The sequence below is a fragment of the Enterobacter sp. BNK-22 genome, from assembly GCF_048684805.1.
GTDB classification, from domain to species: domain Bacteria; phylum Pseudomonadota; class Gammaproteobacteria; order Enterobacterales; family Enterobacteriaceae; genus Enterobacter; species Enterobacter quasiroggenkampii.
Genome location: NZ_JBLQTT010000001.1, coordinates 3259925 through 3278254 on the forward strand (window position 1 = coordinate 3259925; position 18330 = coordinate 3278254).

An 18330-nucleotide genomic window follows, 5' to 3' on the forward strand; every position below is an offset into this window, starting at 1 on the left:
TGCTAAATCGTAGGCCGGGTAAGGCGAAGCCGCCACCCGGCTTTTTTTATATGAAGTAGCTCATCGCCAGCCCTAAAAACAGCACCAGACCGACGTAGTTATTGTTCATAAACGCCTTGAAGCAGGCGTCGCGTTCGCGCTTCGCAATCAGCTTTTGCTGGTAGGCAAACAGCAGCCCCGCCACCAGCACGGACCAGTAAAACTCCCAGTTCAGCCCGTTCAGGCGACCGATCGCCACCATCAGCGCCAGTACCGCGACCTGCAGGATACCAATAATCAGCTTGTCCTGACGGCCAAAGAGGATGGCGGTGGATTTGATGCCAATTTTCAGGTCGTCATCGCGGTCAACCATCGCGTATTGCGTGTCGTAAGCCACGGCCCAAAGTATGTTCGCCAGGAACATCAGCCAGCAGCTGAGCGGTAAGGACTCACTAACTGCCGCAAACGCCATCGGAATCGACCAGCCAAACGCCGCCCCGAGCACCACCTGAGGCAGGTGGGTATAGCGCTTCATAAACGGATAAACCCAGGCCAGAGCCAGGGCCGCGACGGAAAGCAAAATGGTCATAGTGTTGAGGGTTAACACCAGCAGGAAAGAGAGCAGCACCAGAATGATGAACAGCACGCGGGCTTCTTTCCCGGTGACCTGCCCGCTGGGTAACGGACGACCGGCAGTACGCTTTACATGGCCGTCGAATTTACGATCGGCATAATCATTGACCACGCAGCCCGCCGCGCGCATCAGCCAGACGCCAGCCACGAACACGCCAAGGATCCACAGCGGCGGCACGCCCGGCGTGGCAACCCACAGCGCCCATAGGGTCGGCCACAGCAGCAGCAACGCGCCAATCGGTTTATCGGTACGCATTAAGCGGTGATACGCCAACAGCTTATTCTGCGTCAGGCTCCACTCCATTTTTTTCTTCCTCTTAGTACAACGGCGATGCCGGTAAAAAAAGCTCCGTCAGAATTAACGGCTTACCGCTCAGGCGAAGGCGGGAACGACGCCCCCACAGTTCTGCATCACGACCAATCTCAATAAAATCCCGGGTAAGCTCAGACGAGGTGAAAAGGTAACGCCCCAGCGGCGTTTTCCCCAGACGTTGCAGCGCCAGTTCTGGCCCGGAAAGGGTGGACTCGGGCACCACCGTCCGCCCGGCAAGCCACGGCTCGCCATCGGCACAAAGTAAAATTTCACGCAGCCAGTAACGTGGCTCGTGCGGCAGCAGCGGCAGCTCGTTGGCGATCTCATCGCCAGAGACAAACCCTTCCTGAATCAGGGTCACCGTGACCGTTTTTCCCTGCTGCTCAAAACGTTTCGTCATGGAATCTTCCAGCAGTAACCAGTCCAGTTGCTGGGGATCAAGCGCAGGTATTTGGTCGAAATAGCGCAGCGCACGCAGTTGCGTTAGCGCAGGGTGTGACATGCCAGACTCTCCGATACATAACGTACAGGCATTGTATCGCAGAAACACGGATTGAGGGGGGCCAAACGTTATTTAACGATCACGATCGCAACAAGAGTGCAACAGCCCGGCGGAGACGAAAAAAAGTGCGCCCACTCAGGCGCACCAAACGACTAACAAATCAGCACTGCGGGGAAACGGTTACCCCTTGCCTTTTACACTGCTGATAAAGGTGGAACGGGCAGTGGTTGAACCTAAACGTTCGGCTTCATCAAGCAGTTTCAGCGCTTTATCGACATCGCCGCGCTTCACCGCCTGCTTGATGGCATTGTTGAAGTATTCTTCGGTGTCGTTCAGTACCGGCTCAGCTTTCTTCGCCGGGGCTGGCGCTGCGGTCGCTACCGGTGCGGCTGCGGTGGCAGCAGGTGCGGTATAGGCAGGTGCAGCGGTATTACCTACAGTGACAGGGCCGGTACCGGAGGAGCCAAACAGCGGGCCAACCAGGACGCTGGACGCACTGCTGGTCGACACTTTCAGCTTCACAAGGCCGTCAGTGGTATGGCGGGCAATCGGGTCCGGAATATCCGGCACGGCGTTACCTACGCCTTTGGCATAGGCCTTAGCGGGATCAAGCAGCGTAGTGGTTTGCTGCAAATCTTTTTCCGTGGTGAAGACGAGAACATAAATTTTCTGCTGACCCAGCGCAGGCGTCAGGCGCATTACCCCTTCCAGGCGGTCTGCGCTCATGACACCGGGTTCCTGATAGGTAAAGTATTCGCTCGGGAAGAATGCAGAAGGCGTCATGTTCTGGTCAAGAATCAGCACGTTCGGTGCAAAGACGCTGGTCTGTTTATTGACTTCACTGGAGAGCGTTAACGTCAGTTCGCCAATGTTAGCGGGCACGCTGTATGCGACCACCGGGCCACTGATGCCAGGAACATTAAGCGGTTGTCCCCCCGTCGAGAGCTGGGTCGTTTGGGCTTTAGATTGATCGACAGGCGTCCAGACCAGCTGTTGCAACGCTGCGGCCGGTATGGCCGGCGCGGATGTTGTGTTTTGCGGAACGAAATTCACATTAGCGAGCGTTACAGCAGGCGCGCTCGCCAGCAGCCCTGCGGATAAACAAAGGGCAAGGAGAGTTTTGTTCATTTTCATTGTTATCACCTCAAAATGCACAGGTCAGCGGTAGCCAGGCAATAGCGCGCCGTCCCAAGGATTGAGGGGCTTGCGCCCCTCAGTTTGGTCATTACGTCAGGTTAAGACGGTATTACCACCAGATTTCCATCTGGGCGCCGAAGGACCACTCGTCGTTGTCACCGCGGCTGTAGGTTGTGGCTTTGGTATCGCTTTTTGCAATGCCGTTGTCATAACCCCATTTCTCATCCCACTTCGCGTAAGTTGCGAAGACACGGATCGCTGGACGGGACCAGATGCTGTCACCGGCCTGCCATTGCTGTGCAAGGGTAATTTTGTACTGGTTGTTGGTATCGTCAGTTTTCTGCGACTTAACGTTGTCGTAGCCCACTTCAAGCAAGGTGCTCATGATTGGCGTCCATTTATACATTGGGCGCACACCCACGGTGTACCAGGTCGTACCGTTGTTGTCGTCACGATCGATATCCTGATACATACCGACGTACATCAGATCCCAGCTGTCACCCAGAGAGATCGCACCGTGGTCGAGAATACGAACCAGAGAGCCGTTGTTGTTGATCTTGTTGTCTACAACACCAATTTCAGCGTCTTTGTCATAGTTGTTGCCGGTGAAGGAACCCTGAGGAATACCTTTGCCCTGAGTGGTCATTGCATCGGTAGCGTACTGGACAACAAACTTGTTGTAGCCTTTCAGCATGCTCTGGGTATGTTCAGCGGTGAACATCCAGCCATCTTTAGATGCGCCGTCAGCGAAGCTGTAACCGTCAGTTTTGTTAGCTCGGCCATAGTCAACACCCAGCTCCAGCGTACCGCCCGGGTTGATTTCCATCTGCGCTAAACGCACATCGAAGACGTCGTTAGCGGTGTCTTTGAAGTTATGATAGATATCGTTGCTGGTGAAGATGTATGAACCGCCCGCTTCCTGAGAACGGGTCGCGGCCAGAGACAGTTTACCGAAGCCCAGATCGACGTTTTCGATACCCGCACCAGGACCTGAAATATCCCAGTAGTAGAAGTCGATCATGTGGACGTCATGACGCTGATAGAAGCGCTTACCGGCCCAGATGGTGGAACCTGGCAGCCACTCAATCAGGTTTTTACCCTGCACGTTGGCTTCACGGAACGCCGGATCAGTGGCTTCCCAGTCGTTCTGTTGCGCCACGGAGTACGCTACGTTGGTGTCGAAGTAGAAGCTCTTGTCGCCTTCTTTCCACACTTCCTGGCCCAGCTTCAGTTCCGCATAGGTTTCACATTCGTTACCCAGACGGTATTTACTTTGAGCACCGGTTGCCTGGAAGCACTGTTGTTCGCCGCCACTCCCCGTCCAGCCGATACCGGAACGAGCATAACCATGGAAATCCACGGCCATTGCCTGAGCAGACATTACGCCCGCTGCTACGGCAACTGCCAGAGGAAGTTTGCGCAGAGTAATCATCATTCTATCTCCTGAGATCATTGCTTTTCTTTGAACACTTCACCTGTCGGTTTCGTGTCTTCTTTTGGGATTGCTTAAACGCCTGGCTCTTTGTGCAACCGACGACATGCAGTGCCATCCTCACGGAACAGATGGCAGCGCTCTGGCGGCAAGCCGATAGCGAATGTGGCACCCTCTTCTACCAACACCACGTCGTTCTGGCGGTAGACCAGGTTCTGACGGATGGCGGGGATCTGGATATGAATCTGTGTTTCGTGACCAAGCTGTTCGACGACCTGAACCTCACCTTCCAGCGTCACATCGGCGATGTGGCTCGGCAGTAAATGCTCAGGACGAATACCGAGGGACATGTTTGCCCCCACCTGTACGTTGGCGCTGTCGACCGGCAGCCACACCTGCTGGCGGTTTGGCAGCTCCACCTGTACCTGTTCAATGGCTGTCGCGGTCACTTTGACGGGCAGGAAGTTCATCTTTGGCGAGCCAATGAAGCCCGCAACAAAGCGGTCTGCCGGGTAGTGATACAGCTCCAGCGGTTTGCCCACCTGCGCCACGCGGCCGGCATCCAGCACCACGATTTTGTCGGCGAGGGTCATCGCTTCGACCTGATCGTGGGTGACGTAAATCATCGTGCGGCCAAGACGCTTGTGCAGACGGGAGATTTCGATACGCATCTGGACGCGCAGGGCGGCATCCAGGTTGGAAAGCGGTTCATCGAGCAGGAAGACGCGCGGCTCGGCAACCAGCGTACGGCCGATCGCCACACGCTGACGCTGACCGCCTGAAAGCGCTTTCGGCTTACGCTCCAGCAGGTGCGCCAGCTGTAACACTTCCGCCACCTGCGTCACGCGCTGGTTAATGACCTCTTTCTTCGCGCCGGCCAGCTTCAGACCAAAAGACATGTTCTCGGCGACGGAAAGATGGGGATAGAGAGCATAAGACTGGAACACCATGCCTACGCCACGTTCGGCAGGCGGGATGTCATTCATTCGGGTATCACCGATCAGCAGGTCGCCGCTGGTGATGGTTTCAAGACCGGCAATCATACGCAGCAGAGTTGATTTACCGCAGCCTGATGGGCCGACAAATACCACGAATTCACCTTCGTGGATGTCCAGATTGATGTCTTTCGACACCACAACGTCACCCCAGGCTTTCGTTACATTACGCAGCTGTACGCTCGCCATGCCCTTCTCCCTTCGTTACAACCTGTCACCGACAGAAACATTCAAGATAAGTTCACTATGGGGTATCCATTACTTTCCCGAATCCTCCACCCCCCGGCTTTTTTATGGGGGAGGAGGCGGGAGGATGAGGGAGCAGGCTCTGCGACCGGCACGGGCGGGCCAGGGCAAAATTCGTGAAGCCGCCTGCAAAATTCAGTGCGTTTTTATGTGCGCCAGCACTCATAACTTAAATTTATGCAACGGAGATCACACAAACGGGGGGTGGGGCGTAGGGGTTGGGAGGATGGAAAGAGGATGTCAAATAAGGAGACTGAGTCACGTTGAACCACTGAAGTCATACCACGAGACATCACCAAAAAGGATGGCAGATATGAATATCAAGACTGGCGCACGCGTTTTCGCATTGTCCGCCCTCGCAGCAATGATGATTTCCGCACCGGCGCTCGCCAAAATTGAAGAAGGCAAACTGGTTATCTGGATTAACGGCGACAAAGGCTATAACGGCCTGGCCGAAGTGGGCAAAAAATTCGAGAAAGACACCGGCATCAAAGTGACCGTAGAGCATCCGGACAAACTGGAAGAGAAATTCCCGCAGGTTGCGGCAACCGGCGACGGCCCGGACATCATCTTCTGGGCGCATGATCGTTTCGGCGGTTACGCGCAGTCTGGCCTGCTGGCTGAAGTCACCCCGGATAAAGCGTTCCAGGACAAACTGTTCCCGTTCACCTGGGATGCTGTTCGCTATAACGGCAAGCTGATCGCGTACCCTGTCGCGGTCGAAGCCCTGTCTCTGATTTACAACAAAGACCTGGTTCCTAACCCGCCGAAAACCTGGGAAGAGATCCCGAAACTGGATAAAGAGCTGAAGGCGAAAGGTAAATCCGCCCTGATGTTCAACCTGCAAGAGCCGTACTTCACCTGGCCGCTGATTGCTGCCGACGGCGGTTACGCGTTCAAGTTTGAAAACGGCAAATACGACGTGAAAGACGTGGGCGTCGACAGCGCAGGTGCGAAAGCGGGTCTGACCTTCCTGGTTGACCTGATCAAGAACAAACACATGAACGCGGATACCGATTACTCCATCGCGGAAGCGGCGTTCAACAAAGGCGAAACCGCGATGACCATCAACGGTCCGTGGGCCTGGACCAACATCGATAAGAGCAAAATCAACTACGGCGTGACGCTGCTGCCAACCTTCAAAGGCAAGCCGTCTAAACCGTTCGTTGGCGTGCTGAGCGCAGGCATCAACGCTGCCAGCCCGAACAAAGAGCTGGCGAAAGAGTTCCTCGAAAACTACCTGCTGACCGATCAGGGTCTGGATGAAGTGAACAAGGACAAACCGCTGGGCGCCGTCGCGCTGAAATCTTTCCAGGATCAGCTGGCGAAAGACCCACGTATCGCGGCCACCATGGATAACGCCCAGAAAGGCGAAATCATGCCGAACATCCCACAGATGGCCGCATTCTGGTACGCCACCCGTACCGCGGTTATCAACGCTGCAAGCGGTCGCCAGACCGTTGATGCCGCGCTGAAAGATGCTCAGGGTCGTATTACTAAGTAAGCAGAAAAACGGCGGGTAGCGCGTGCGCTTACCCGCCCTACGACTACGGCACGATCCGTAGGTCAGGTAAGCGCAGCGCCACCTGACGATAAGATTCCACCGTTGTAGAGGAAGAACCCCATGGATGTCATTAAAAAGAAACGCTGGTGGCAAAGCGACGCGCTGAAGTGGTCAGCGATCGGTCTGCTGTGCCTGCTGGTGGGTTACCTTGTTGTTTTAATGTACGTACAAGGGGAATATCTGTTCGCCATCATGACGCTGATTTTAAGCTCTGCTGGCCTGTATATTTTCGCCAACCGTAAAGCCTACGCCTGGCGCTATGTCTACCCTGGCGTGGCCGGGATGGGGCTGTTTGTCCTGTTCCCGTTGATTTGTACCGTCGCTATTGCGTTTACCAACTACAGCAGCACCAACCAGCTTGCGCAGGAACGCGCGCAGCAGGTCCTGCTGGACCGCTCATACCAGGCAGGCAAGACCTTTAACTTCGGCCTCTATCCTGCAGGCAATGAGTGGAAGTTAGCGCTCACTGACGAAGCAAGCGGGAAATACTATGTCTCTGACGCCTTCAAATTTGGCGGCGAGCAGAAGCTGGCCTTAAAAGAGGCGCAAGCCCTGCCGGAAGGTGAACGTGCCAACCTGCGCGTCATCACCCAGAACCGTCAGGCGCTGACCCAGCTCACCGCCGTGCTGCCGGACGAAAGCAAAGTGATCATGAGCTCGCTGCGCCAGTTCTCAGGTACCCAACCGCTCTATACCCTGGCGGATGACGGCACGCTGACCAACAACCAGAGCGGCGTGAAATATCGTCCGAATAACGACATTGGTTTCTATCAGTCCATTACTGCCGACGGCAAATGGGGTGATGACAAGCTCAGCCCGGGCTACACCGTCACCATCGGCTGGGACAACTTTACCCGCGTGTTTACCGACGAAGGCATTCAGAAACCGTTCTTCGCCATCTTCGTCTGGACGGTGGTCTTCTCCGTACTGACCGTGATCCTCACCGTGGCCGTGGGCATGGTGCTGGCCTGTCTTGTCCAGTGGGAATCCCTGAAGGGCAAAGCGATCTACCGCGTGCTGCTGATTCTGCCGTATGCCGTGCCGTCGTTTATCTCGATTCTGATTTTCAAAGGGCTGTTTAACCAGAGCTTCGGTGAAATCAACATGATGCTGAGCGCCCTGTTCGGCATCAAACCGGCCTGGTTCAGCGACCCAACTACCGCCCGCTCGATGATCATCATCGTGAATACCTGGCTGGGCTATCCGTACATGATGATCCTGTGCATGGGGCTGCTGAAGGCCATCCCGGATGACCTGTACGAAGCTTCGGCGATGGACGGTGCGGGCCCGTTCCAGAACTTCTTTAAGATTACGCTGCCGCTGCTCATCAAGCCGCTCACCCCGCTGATGATTGCCAGCTTCGCCTTTAACTTTAACAACTTCGTGCTGATTCAGCTGTTGACCAACGGCGGCCCGGACCGCCTGGGCACCACCACGCCGGCAGGCTATACCGACCTGCTCGTGAGCTACACCTACCGTATCGCCTTCGAAGGCGGCGGCGGTCAGGACTTCGGTCTGGCGGCGGCGATTGCCACCCTGATCTTCCTGCTGGTAGGCGCACTGGCGATAGTGAACCTGAAAGCCACGCGTATGAAATTTGACTAAGGAGGGCACTGAACATGGCTATGGTACAACCCAAATCTCAGAAACTGCGCCTCCTGGCGACGCATTTAGGCCTGCTGATTTTTATCGCGGCGATCATGTTCCCGCTGCTGATGGTAATCGCCATCTCCCTGCGTTCGGGTAACTTTGCCACCGGGAGCCTGATCCCGGACGAAATCTCCTGGGAGCACTGGAAGCTCGCGCTGGGCTTCAGCGTGGAGCACGCGGATGGCCGCGTCACGCCACCGCCGTTCCCGGTGCTGCTGTGGCTGTGGAACTCGGTGAAAATCGCAGGCATTACCGCGATCGGTATCGTGGCGCTGTCCACCACCTGCGCTTACGCCTTTGCCCGTATGCGTTTCCCGGGCAAAGCGACGCTGCTGAAAGGGATGCTGATTTTCCAGATGTTCCCGGCGGTGCTGTCGCTGGTGGCGCTGTACGCCCTGTTTGACCGCCTGGGCCAGTACATTCCGTTTATCGGTCTGAACACCCACGGTGGCGTGATCTTCGCCTACCTTGGCGGTATCGCACTGCATGTGTGGACCATTAAAGGCTATTTCGAAACCATCGACGGTTCGCTGGAAGAAGCGGCCGCGCTGGATGGGGCTACCCCGTGGCAGGCGTTCCGCCTGGTGCTGCTGCCGCTGTCGGTGCCGATTCTGGCGGTGGTGTTTATCCTGTCGTTTATCGCTGCGATCACCGAAGTACCGGTTGCCTCATTGTTACTGCGTGATGTGAACAGCTACACCCTGGCCGTGGGTATGCAGCAATACCTCAACCCGCAAAACTACCTGTGGGGCGACTTTGCCGCGGCGGCCGTACTCTCTGCCATCCCGATTACCGTGGTGTTCCTGCTGGCGCAGCGCTGGCTGGTCAACGGCCTGACGGCGGGCGGTGTGAAAGGTTAAGTTTCATTTTGTTATGCCACTGCAACCCTCAACTTTAGACGTATTGTATTGACCCAACTTGTGACTGTTGTTAGGCGCTCTTCGGAGCGCCATTTTTTTATTCTCGCTTCAGCCGCTTCGAGTTACACAGCCAGAGGGTGATCACCAGCAGCAGGATCGCCGCCGAGTAGATCAGCACGTCGAGCGGGGATTTATGATCGACGATGATCAGCCGCACAATCGCGGTGATCCCGATGTAGACAAAATAACGCAACGGGAAGTGAAAGCCGGACTGAAAATACTTCACAATCAGGGCGATAAATTCAAAGTAGAGAAAGTAGACCACCAGTCCTTCCACCAGCGCATATTTGCTGGTTTGTTCAGGGGCAAACAGCACATCCGCCAGATGCACCGTCTCCTTACCCAAAAAGACGACCAGTATCAGGCCAAGGCTCAACAGACCGAGGTTCAGCACGGTCTGGAGGACAGTTGAGATAAACTCAACGCGCGGGCGAGTCAGGGATGTCATACAGCACCTCATTCTCCAGGGCGAGGTTTCTGTATAACGCAAAAATGTGACGGAGATCTATATTTTTTGTTTATGTTTAGCGCATTCGCCCGGTGGCGCTGCGCTTACCGGGCCTACAAAAACCGTAGGCCGGGCAAACGCAGTGCCGCCCGGCGTGAAGCATCAGCGGAAGTTAATGTTCTTATCGCTCGTCATGTCGTACAGCTGGAACTTACGTCCAAGCTGCTGACCGCCGTCGCGCGTCAGCGGCGTCCAGCCGATGGCCGCGCGGCTGCGGGTTGGACCGGATGAGAACAGATCCAGCGGAATCGACACGTAAACCCCTTTGGTGAAATCCCCTTCCCCATATTCGTCCGGCGAGACGTTGGTGATGGTGGCGTAGCCGCCTACCACGACGCCACTGTCGAAGTGTTTGGAGATGTCCAGCGTGCCGCCTTTGTCGCCCGCCAGGTACTGGCCGACGCTGGCTTTCACCAGCACGTCAGGCGCGAACGACGGCGTCCAGTAGGCGGTCAGGTGGCCGGTTTTGACGCTGTAGTCGGTGAACTTCATCATGTCCTGGGCGCTGCGCCAGTCACGCTGTTTGACGTAGTTGGCATCAATCCCGAACGCCCAGTTGCTGTCGACAGGACGATAAAGCACTTCTGCCCCCGCGCCGCCGTACATGGTTTCCAGATACCCGCCGTACACCTGGCCGTAAAAGCCGTTGCCGAAGTACTGGAAGTAGTTGGCCTGCAGGTTATTCACGTAGGCATCGTTCTGCACGTACTCACGCACGCGGGTACGCACGCGCGGCAGCGTCGAGTCTTTTGGCGGATTGGTGTAGTTGAACTTGTCGTAGTTGTTGGCGATGTTGCCGAACAGGCTGCCGGTGGTCAGCAGGTGGTCGGTGAGCCACAGATCCGCCGTCGCCATAACGCCCAGCTGATACATGTAGAAGTTTTCCGGCCCGCCGACGGACTGGTTCAGCACCGGATCGATATGGAAATCGAAGCGCGACTTGTCGATATACCAGCCCTGCTCGGTGGTCTCCGGCACGATCGGCTCAACGCGTTTTTGCACCAGCTCGGTTTCATGCCCAAGCGGTTCGCCCTCCAGGTGGCGCTTAAGGCTGGCAACGTCCGTTTCCGTCGTCACCTGCGGCAGGTTGAGACGATTCTCCGTCACGCGGATCGTGCGGATCCCGTCCGGGAGATCGTTCATGATGATCCGGTTGGCGCGCTCGATCCCTTCCCGCGAGTCGCGGTATTTCACCTGCTCGCCGGTGACGTAAAGCGTATCGCCTTTCACCTGAATTTTCGGATCCGCCAGACCGGCATTGTATTTCAGCAGCGTCAGCTGGTTTGCCACCACGGAGTGCTGCAGAATCGCATCCTGTGGCTCCGGCTGGTATGCAGGCCGCGCGTTATCATTGTAGTGCGGCCGCATGTCGTTAAAGTTGGTACGCAGCGTGAAGCCAAACATCACCGTATTGCCGCGCTCGTAGCTGAGGTTAACGTCGGCCCAGTCGGTGACGCGATAAATGGCGCCGACGTTAAACTTGCTCTTCTGCTCAATCTTCCCGGCGAAGTCCTGCGAGTAGTCATTCCCCTCGTACTCCAGCTTCAGGCGTAACGGCTGCCAGGGCGTCTGATATTCAACGCCGCCAAACAGTGACGCCGGACCGTGGAACATCTGGTCACCGTTGATGGAGCCCGCTTTCTGGTAGCTGTTATCGCGATAGCAGTATTTATCGCTGTAGGAGCAAAACGGGTTTTTCACGTTGCCGCTGGTGCCGAGATAGCCCCATCCCAGACCGAGTGAGAAATCAAACGGTCCCCAGGCCTTGCTGGCCACGATGTATTCCGCGTCAAACAGGCCGGTACCGCCGATATCTTTGGCGCCCACGGAGACCTGCGGCATCCAGTAGCTCTCTTCCCACAGGCGCAGCTTGACGTCGAAGGCTTTATCTTTGTAGGTCTGATCGCCTGAGAACGCCTCGACGCTGCTGTATTGTTTCGTCCGCACGTCGGTATAGCGCAGCGTGGTTTCAAGCCACGGGAACAGCTGCACCGACGCCGAGTAGTAGCGATACTGGTCGTTATCACGGTAGTTAAGGCTAATTTCCCCTTCACGCGCCATACGCGCGGTGGGCGTTTGCAGTAAACCGACGCCGCCGAAGTCTGACTGAGACGGGCCAATGGGTGCCGGATACGTTTCTGCATGGCAGGCGGCACTCACGCAGAGCGCCAGCATGCTGTAGAGATAGGTTCTTTTCATTATTCCGGTATCCGCTGAATCAGGGAGTGAAGGATATCGGCGTTAAGCCCGTCATACGCCTTCGTCCAGAAATGGTCGGCAAAACCGACAAAAATAATACTGCCCGGCATGGGTTCGATATGACGCTTATTCCAGTAAGCGACGGGGGCTTTTTGCGTTTGGCCGTCAGGGTAAACCACCCAGGCATAGCTGTTATCCGCGCCGCTCAGCAGACTCTGCTCGTCGAGATAGCTCGCCACGTCACGACCGGGGGTAAAGGGCTTATTACCCGGGCTGCTGATAAGCCCCATCACGGTCACCGTCGTCGGCTTCGCCGGAAGCCAGAGCGTATAGTCCCCTTCCAGCGTGGGGTTGCCGTTTTCCGTGACGCGCACGTCATCCGGGTCAAGATTGACGTTCTGTCGGCCCGTCACCTTCAGCGCCTGCAGTTGCTGACGGACGCTATTAATGGCCGCCGCGTCGTCGCCATCTTCCTGTTCCGCGAGTCCCGTTAGCCTGGCAAGAAGCGCCTTGTGCTGCTGTTCCGCTTCCACGGTCTTCTGCCGTTCAGCGATGACCGCGCCTGGCCACCAGCTGTTGGCGAGCCTTGGCTGTCCGACAAGATCGAGCAGGTGTTCGGCGTGGGTTAAGGTTTTGGGTTTTTCACTGTCCGGCGTGTAGACCTTTACTGTCCCGGCGGACCATGCCAGCGGCGCGGCAAAACTGGCGATAAGCGCAACGTGAATGAGCGTTTTCATGATTTCGCCGCCTTGATCAGGGTGGTTTTGACCGGGAAGAAACCGGCACCGAGATACTGTAAGGACTGACGGATCTGCCCTTCCTCGTCGATCCAGAAGCGGTTATGCCAGGTGGCCTGGTCGGTGGTGACCTCTTCATCCAGCACGCGAACCTGCGTTTCGTCGCTGCCGACTTTCACGCTGTCGGTGCCGTCCCAGCGGAAGGTCGAGCGTGCCGTGGCGTAACGCACCTGCTTGTGTTCGGTCCAGCCCATCGTGCGCGTCCAGCCTGCGCCGTCGGCGATCTGGTTCGGCTTGATCAGCGGGTCGTCGGCGATATTATTCACCTCCAGCAGGTTATCGCCGCCCAACAGGGTTTTCACGATACGGCCATGCTGCGTCACGATGGTGGCCTGATCCTGCGTCACCCATTTCTGCTGCCCGTTTTCATCGAAAGCGAGCACCACAAACAGTTGCGGGCCATCGTTAAGCTGCATGTACTGACTGGCATAGGGCATGTTCTGAAGTTCGTCATCGGTCAGATGCACGCCCGGTGTGCCGAACAGGCTTTCCCACAGTGAGTTTCCCAGCCCCTTAGTGGTGGCCGAGCACGCCTGCAGCAGCAGGCAAATCAGAATGATTGCAGGTCGCTTCACGACTCTTCTCCGAAGGGGCGAAATAACCACACCGAAGTGTGGTTATGATTAAAACACCCGCTATTACTGGGTGCTGGTTGTCGTGGTGGTCGTGGTTCCGGTGTTGGAGCCATCACCGCCACCGGTTGCCGCCAGCGCGACACCCACGGCTGAACTTACGGTGCTGGCGCTGGCTGCGGTAGAACTCCCCGCAGACGCAGACGTCGCAGCCGACCCTGCCGCTTCCCCGACCTGAACCGGAGCTGCATAGACAGATGTCGCCGCAAGCGCAGATATGGCAAAAATGCCATACAGTACTTTCTTCATAACAATTTCCCTTCAATGAATGAATGGAGATTTGCCCGAAAAGAATTTCAGGCGGAATCGAGTATACACAACTACTGCCGTGGGTTTGCCGTAAGGGGAAATAGGGAGAGGGTTTTCGGACTAATGGATAAAATCGAAATGAAAGGAAAAACAGACAAATATATAATCAATAAAAATCAATAAGTTATAATATATAGATATTAACTGACTTCTGCGTATTTTCTTAAAATAAACCGCAGCAATTAACGGGTTAAGCGTCTTTTTCGGATTAAACTCAGAAACAGAATTTGAGTTAACTAACAGACATCAGGAATTATCCGATAAAAAAATGCCGGCATTAAGCCGGCACGTTTTCATGACGTTTTAATTACGCACGCCATGCTTTATAACGGTTGATCAAACCATTGGTCGAGCTGTCATGGCTGGTAATCGCTTTATCATCACCCAGCTCTGGCAGAATACGGTTTGCCAGCTGTTTGCCCAGCTCAACGCCCCACTGGTCAAAGGTGAAGATGTTCAGTATCGCGCCCTGCGTGAAGATTTTGTGCTCGTACAGAGCAATCAGCGCACCCAGGCTGAACGGCGTGATTTCGCGCAGCAGGATGGAGTTGGTTGGACGGTTGCCTTCGAACACTTTGAACGGGACAACGTGGTCCAGCGTGGCCGGATCTTTACCCTGGTCGCGGTATTCCTGCTCTACCACCTCGCGGGATTTACCGAACGCCAGCGCTTCGGTCTGGGCGAAGAAGTTGGACAGCAGCTTCGGATGGTGATCGGACAGCGGGTTATGGGTGATAGCCGGCGCGATGAAATCGCACGGTACCATTTTGGTGCCCTGGTGAATCAGTTGGTAGAAAGCATGCTGGCCGTTAGTACCCGGCTCGCCCCAGATGATTGGGCCAGTCTGGTAGTCCACCGCGTTGCCATTACGGTCCACGTATTTACCGTTGGATTCCATGTTGCCCTGCTGGAAGTACGCAGCAAAGCGGTGCATATACTGGTCGTACGGCAGGATCGCTTCGGTTTCAGCGCCGAAGAAGTTGTTGTACCAGATCCCGATCAGCGCCAGCAGCACCGGCAGGTTTTTCTCAGGCGCGGTGGTGGAGAAGTGTTTGTCCATCGCGTGCGCGCCGGAGAGCAGCTCAACGAAGTTGTCGAAGCCCACGGACAGGATGATGGACAGGCCAATCGCAGACCACAGGGAGTAGCGGCCGCCAACCCAGTCCCAGAACTCGAACATGTTCGCGGTATCAATACCGAACTCGCTGACGGCTTTACCGTTGGTAGACAGCGCCGCGAAGTGTTTCGCCACGTGCTTGTTGTCGCCCGCGGTTTTCAGGAACCAGTCGCGCGCGCTGTGGGCGTTGGTCATGGTTTCCTGGGTGGTAAAGGTTTTAGACGCAACCAGGAACAGGGTGGTTTCCGGGTTCACGTTCTTCAGCACTTCGGCGATGTGGGTACCGTCGACGTTAGACACAAAGTGCATATTGAGGTGGTTTTTGTACGGACGCAGCGCTTCGGTCACCATGAACGGGCCGAGGTCAGAACCGCCGATACCGATGTTTACCACGTCGGTGATCGCTTTGCCGGTGTAGCCTTTCCAGCTACCGGAGATGATCGCTTCGGAGAAGGTTTTCATCTTTTCCAGCACCGCGTTCACTTCCGGCATGACGTCTTTGCCGTCAACGATGATTGGCGTATTGCTACGGTTACGCAGAGCGACGTGCAGCACGGCACGGTCTTCGGTGCGGTTGATCTTCTCACCGGAGAACATGGATTTGATGGCGTCCGCCAGCTCGGTTTCTTTCGCCAGATCCTGCAGTTTTGCCAGCGTCTCTTCGGTAATGCGGTTTTTAGAGAAATCCACCAGCATCAGGTCGTCGAAAGTCGCGGAGAACTTGTTGAAACGATCGGCATCTTTCGCGAACAGATCCGCGATGGTGACGTCTTTCATTTCATCAAAATGTTTCTGGAGTGCCTGCCAGGCAGCGGTCTGCGTTGGGTTGATGTTTTTCATTAGCAATACTCTTCTGATTTGAGAATTGTGACTGCGGTCGATTGTAGCGCCTGCAAATAAAAATTGTGATGGTTTTTATGCCATTGCCCTGGCCTGCATCAAACACAGGTGAAAAGACCCGAAAAGTATAGCTGCTGAAGCGCCTTCCAGGAGCGGTGAAATGTCGGTCAAAATGCCCTAAAACGGAGCATAAAATCTGGCCCTGTTATAAGTCCTGTTTCTCAGGGGTACCCCCCCATAAAAAATCCGCATAATCCCAGCATTGACAGGACCTCCCCCGCATTTTATTTATAGGGCCGTATTTTGCGCCTGCACCTGTTTTCGTTTCACTCTTGTGCCAAGGTCGCTTATTCATTCCCTGACACGAGGTTGTTATGACGAGTTTTGTGGTCGCCAAATTTGGCGGCACCAGTGTGGCCGATTACGATGCCATGAACCGCAGCGCCGATGTGGTGCTGGCCGATCCGAATACCCGCCTGGTGGTGCTGTCTGCCTCTGCCGGCGTGACGAACCTGCTGGTTTCTCTGTCTGAAGGACTGGAAGCGACAGAACGTTTCGTGAAGCTGGATGCACTGCGCAAAATTCAGTTCGACATTCTTGAGCGTCTGCAGAACCCGAACGTCATCCGCGAGGAAGTGGAACGTCTGCTGGAAAACATCACCACCCTGGCAGAAGCCGCCTCGCTGGCCACCTCCACCGCCCTGACCGACGAACTGGTCAGCCACGGCGAGCTGATGTCCACCCTGCTGTTTGTTGAAATCATGCGCGAGCGTAACATTCAGGCGCAGTGGTTTGACGTGCGTAAAGTGATGCGCACCAGCGACCGCTTTGGTCGCGCCGAGCCGGACGTTGAAGCACTGGCCGAGCTGACCAATCAGCAGCTGGCCCCGCGTCTGGCAGACGGTATCGTGATCACCCAGGGCTTTATCGGCAGTGAAGCGAAAGGCCGCACCACCACGCTTGGCCGTGGCGGCAGCGACTACACCGCCGCGCTGCTGGGCGAGGCCCTGCATGCCACGCGCGTGGATATCTGGACTGACGTTCCAGGTATTTACACCACCGACCCGCGCGTCGTTTCTGCGGCGAAACGTATTGATGTGATCGCGTTTGAAGAAGCGGCTGAAATGGCCACCTTCGGCGCGAAAGTGCTGCATCCGGCAACCCTTTTGCCGGCCGTACGCAGCGATATTCCGGTCTTCGTCGGCTCGAGTAAAGATCCGAAAGCGGGCGGGACGCTGGTCTGCAAGAAAACGGAAAACCCGCCGCTGTTCCGCGCCCTGGCCCTGCGCCGTCGCCAGACGCTGGTCACCCTGCACAGCCACAATATGCTGCACTCCCGCGGTTTCCTGGCGGAAGTGTTTGGCATTCTGGCGCGCCACAATATCTCCGTGGATCTGATCACCACCTCTGAAGTGAGCATTGCGCTGACGCTGGACACCACCGGTTCTACCTCAACCGGTGATACCCTGCTGACGCAGTCGCTGCTGATTGAGCTGTCTGAACTGTGCCGCGTGGAAGTCGAAGAAGACCTGGCGCTGGTTGCCATCATCGGCAACAAGCTGTCGCGCGCCTGCGGCGTGGGCAAAGAGGTGTTTGGCGTGCTCGACCCGTTCAACATCCGCATGATTTGCTACGGTGCGTCCAGCTATAACCTCTGCTTCCTGGTGCCAGCCGATCAGGCCGAGCAGGTGGTGCAGAAGCTTCATCAGAATTTGTTTGAATAAGCGCAAGAATGGCCCGGGCATTTTCACTACCGGGCCATTCTTTAGCTTTTCATTACTGTTCTCATCAGCAACGAATCCAGATCTTTTAAATTTCCTTCTCTGCTGTCGGGTAGTACCGGCGGTACTTCTCCTCTCACCAGCTCATTTTGCAAAAAAGCGTGGAGTAATGGCCGTTTAGGACCATATTCCGCTTCACCTGCGCGCTGTTTTATTTCCAGCAATGCATCGATTTCCGCACGTAACGGCGCACACAGTTCGCTCCCGGCAAGCAGTTCGGCAAAACGCATCGGTGGAACGCCTTTCCCCGCTTCTACCCACCGCGCCGCCAGCAAAGGTCGCAGAACATAAAAGTACTTTTTCAGCCGAACCGTTTCCCCCTGTAAATATCCACGGAAGTTTTTTCGAGCCATTGAGTAGTAATGCCAGCGGGCGCGCAATGGCGAAAACCACGCGGGTATCAGCGCGCGCAACTCGGCCAATACCGTCTCATCCTCCTGATAAACAACAGGGGAATCCAGCCACTCGATAAGCGTCGGGTTTGCCCCCTTCAGCAGACCCAGTGTCTTGCGCCATTCCCAGCCACAAACGTCCAGTTCATCATCTATCGGCAGCTCGATCACATCCCGCTGGGATTCGACGCGCAGATACCATTCTGGGCGGTGAACGTACAAAAACCGCACATCATAATCGCTATCCGGTGAGGCAAATCCCCATCCCCGGCTGCCCGATTCACAGGCGTAGAGCACGCGCACGTTATAGCGCTGCTCTATATCGCGAAGTTGCGCGCAGACTCGTGCGCGCATCGCGCTATCAACATCGTTGTTGCTCATTTT

General features: G+C 55.9%; 16 protein-coding genes. 4 read left to right on the forward strand and 12 right to left on the reverse strand.

What is annotated here, in order from left to right:
• Positions 1 to 46: 46 nt before the first annotated feature.
• From ubiA to malK, 5 genes are all read right to left on the reverse strand, one after another.
• Positions 47 to 916: a 4-hydroxybenzoate octaprenyltransferase gene (ubiA, locus tag ACMGGE_RS15445; RefSeq protein ID WP_063622879.1), complete on the reverse strand. Its 870-nt coding sequence runs from the start codon at positions 914 to 916 to the stop codon at positions 47 to 49.
• Between the two features lie 13 nt (positions 917 to 929).
• Positions 930 to 1427: a chorismate lyase gene (gene ubiC / locus ACMGGE_RS15450; protein WP_021242729.1), complete on the reverse strand. Its 498-nt coding sequence runs from the start codon at positions 1425 to 1427 to the stop codon at positions 930 to 932.
• A gap of 180 nt (positions 1428 to 1607) precedes the next feature.
• Complete coding sequence (gene malM / locus ACMGGE_RS15455; protein ID WP_048226423.1) at positions 1608 to 2561, reverse strand: maltose operon protein MalM; 954 nt, start codon at positions 2559 to 2561, stop codon at positions 1608 to 1610.
• Between the two features lie 112 nt (positions 2562 to 2673).
• Complete coding sequence (locus ACMGGE_RS15460) at positions 2674 to 3999, reverse strand: maltoporin (RefSeq protein ID WP_074168353.1); 1326 nt, start codon at positions 3997 to 3999, stop codon at positions 2674 to 2676.
• A 71-nt stretch (positions 4000 to 4070) separates the two neighbouring features.
• Positions 4071 to 5180: a maltose/maltodextrin ABC transporter ATP-binding protein MalK gene (gene malK, locus ACMGGE_RS15465; RefSeq protein ID WP_008500080.1), complete on the reverse strand. Its 1110-nt coding sequence runs from the start codon at positions 5178 to 5180 to the stop codon at positions 4071 to 4073.
• A 370-nt stretch (positions 5181 to 5550) separates the two neighbouring features.
• Here malK and malE point away from each other — a divergent pair, with 370 nt between their 5' ends.
• From malE to malG, 3 genes are all read left to right on the forward strand, one after another.
• Complete coding sequence (gene malE, locus ACMGGE_RS15470; protein WP_045909150.1) at positions 5551 to 6741, forward strand: maltose/maltodextrin ABC transporter substrate-binding protein MalE; 1191 nt, start codon at positions 5551 to 5553, stop codon at positions 6739 to 6741.
• A gap of 120 nt (positions 6742 to 6861) precedes the next feature.
• Complete coding sequence (gene malF, locus ACMGGE_RS15475; RefSeq protein ID WP_048030187.1) at positions 6862 to 8406, forward strand: maltose ABC transporter permease MalF; 1545 nt, start codon at positions 6862 to 6864, stop codon at positions 8404 to 8406.
• Positions 8407 to 8420: 14 nt separating this feature from the next.
• On the forward strand, positions 8421 to 9311 hold the full coding sequence (malG, locus tag ACMGGE_RS15480) for a maltose ABC transporter permease MalG (protein ID WP_008500077.1): 891 nt from the start codon (positions 8421 to 8423) through the stop codon (positions 9309 to 9311).
• Positions 9312 to 9408: 97 nt separating this feature from the next.
• On the opposite strand, the gene psiE is transcribed toward malG, so the two are convergent.
• The 6 genes from psiE to pgi form a co-directional block, all read right to left on the reverse strand.
• Positions 9409 to 9819, reverse strand: a complete 411-nt coding sequence (psiE, locus tag ACMGGE_RS15485) for a phosphate-starvation-inducible protein PsiE (protein WP_021242727.1) — start codon at positions 9817 to 9819, stop codon at positions 9409 to 9411.
• Between the two features lie 162 nt (positions 9820 to 9981).
• Positions 9982 to 12078 (reverse strand): YjbH domain-containing protein, encoded by a 2097-nt coding sequence (locus ACMGGE_RS15490; protein ID WP_023345255.1) that lies wholly within the window; start codon positions 12076 to 12078, stop codon positions 9982 to 9984.
• Positions 12078 to 12815, reverse strand: coding sequence for a capsule biosynthesis GfcC D2 domain-containing protein (locus ACMGGE_RS15495; protein WP_420293929.1), 738 nt, complete (start codon positions 12813 to 12815; stop codon positions 12078 to 12080). The genes ACMGGE_RS15490 and ACMGGE_RS15495 overlap by 1 nt, the downstream gene beginning before the upstream one ends.
• Positions 12812 to 13450, reverse strand: a complete 639-nt coding sequence (locus ACMGGE_RS15500) for a YjbF family lipoprotein (RefSeq protein WP_024906676.1) — start codon at positions 13448 to 13450, stop codon at positions 12812 to 12814. Before ACMGGE_RS15500 ends, ACMGGE_RS15495 begins: the two co-directional genes overlap by 4 nt.
• Before the next feature lie 63 nt (positions 13451 to 13513).
• Positions 13514 to 13756, reverse strand: a complete 243-nt coding sequence (gene yjbE, locus ACMGGE_RS15505) for an exopolysaccharide production protein YjbE (RefSeq protein WP_008503423.1) — start codon at positions 13754 to 13756, stop codon at positions 13514 to 13516.
• Between the two features lie 367 nt (positions 13757 to 14123).
• Positions 14124 to 15773 carry a glucose-6-phosphate isomerase gene (pgi, locus tag ACMGGE_RS15510; protein WP_045909146.1) on the reverse strand — a complete coding sequence of 550 codons (1650 nt, stop codon included), beginning with the start codon at positions 15771 to 15773 and terminating at the stop codon, positions 14124 to 14126.
• Between the two features lie 374 nt (positions 15774 to 16147).
• Here pgi and lysC point away from each other — a divergent pair, with 374 nt between their 5' ends.
• Positions 16148 to 17497, forward strand: coding sequence for a lysine-sensitive aspartokinase 3 (lysC, locus tag ACMGGE_RS15515; protein ID WP_045909145.1), 1350 nt, complete (start codon positions 16148 to 16150; stop codon positions 17495 to 17497).
• A 41-nt stretch (positions 17498 to 17538) separates the two neighbouring features.
• On the opposite strand, the gene ACMGGE_RS15520 is transcribed toward lysC, so the two are convergent.
• The gene (locus ACMGGE_RS15520; protein ID WP_420293930.1) at positions 17539 to 18327 is read right to left on the reverse strand and encodes a DNA polymerase beta superfamily protein; all 789 of its coding nucleotides are present in this window, start codon (positions 18325 to 18327) and stop codon (positions 17539 to 17541) included.
• Between the last annotated feature and the right edge of the window lie 3 nt (positions 18328 to 18330).

Coding starts and splice junctions, on each gene's coding strand:
- ubiA (WP_063622879.1), bottom strand. CDS start 916: ATGGAGTGGAGCCTGACGCAGAATAAGCTGTTGGCGTATCACCGCTTA.
- ubiC (WP_021242729.1), bottom strand. CDS start 1,427: ATGTCACACCCTGCGCTAACGCAACTGCGTGCGCTGCGCTATTTCGAC.
- malM (WP_048226423.1), bottom strand. CDS start 2,561: ATGAAAATGAACAAAACTCTCCTTGCCCTTTGTTTATCCGCAGGGCTG.
- ACMGGE_RS15460 (WP_074168353.1), bottom strand. CDS start 3,999: ATGATGATTACTCTGCGCAAACTTCCTCTGGCAGTTGCCGTAGCAGCG.
- malK (WP_008500080.1), bottom strand. CDS start 5,180: ATGGCGAGCGTACAGCTGCGTAATGTAACGAAAGCCTGGGGTGACGTT.
- malE (WP_045909150.1), top strand. CDS start 5,551: ATGAATATCAAGACTGGCGCACGCGTTTTCGCATTGTCCGCCCTCGCA.
- malF (WP_048030187.1), top strand. CDS start 6,862: ATGGATGTCATTAAAAAGAAACGCTGGTGGCAAAGCGACGCGCTGAAG.
- malG (WP_008500077.1), top strand. CDS start 8,421: ATGGCTATGGTACAACCCAAATCTCAGAAACTGCGCCTCCTGGCGACG.
- psiE (WP_021242727.1), bottom strand. CDS start 9,819: ATGACATCCCTGACTCGCCCGCGCGTTGAGTTTATCTCAACTGTCCTC.
- ACMGGE_RS15490 (WP_023345255.1), bottom strand. CDS start 12,078: ATGAAAAGAACCTATCTCTACAGCATGCTGGCGCTCTGCGTGAGTGCC.
- ACMGGE_RS15495 (WP_420293929.1), bottom strand. CDS start 12,815: ATGAAAACGCTCATTCACGTTGCGCTTATCGCCAGTTTTGCCGCGCCG.
- yjbE (WP_008503423.1), bottom strand. CDS start 13,756: ATGAAGAAAGTACTGTATGGCATTTTTGCCATATCTGCGCTTGCGGCG.
- pgi (WP_045909146.1), bottom strand. CDS start 15,773: ATGAAAAACATCAACCCAACGCAGACCGCTGCCTGGCAGGCACTCCAG.
- lysC (WP_045909145.1), top strand. CDS start 16,148: ATGACGAGTTTTGTGGTCGCCAAATTTGGCGGCACCAGTGTGGCCGAT.
- ACMGGE_RS15520 (WP_420293930.1), bottom strand. CDS start 18,327: ATGAGCAACAACGATGTTGATAGCGCGATGCGCGCACGAGTCTGCGCG.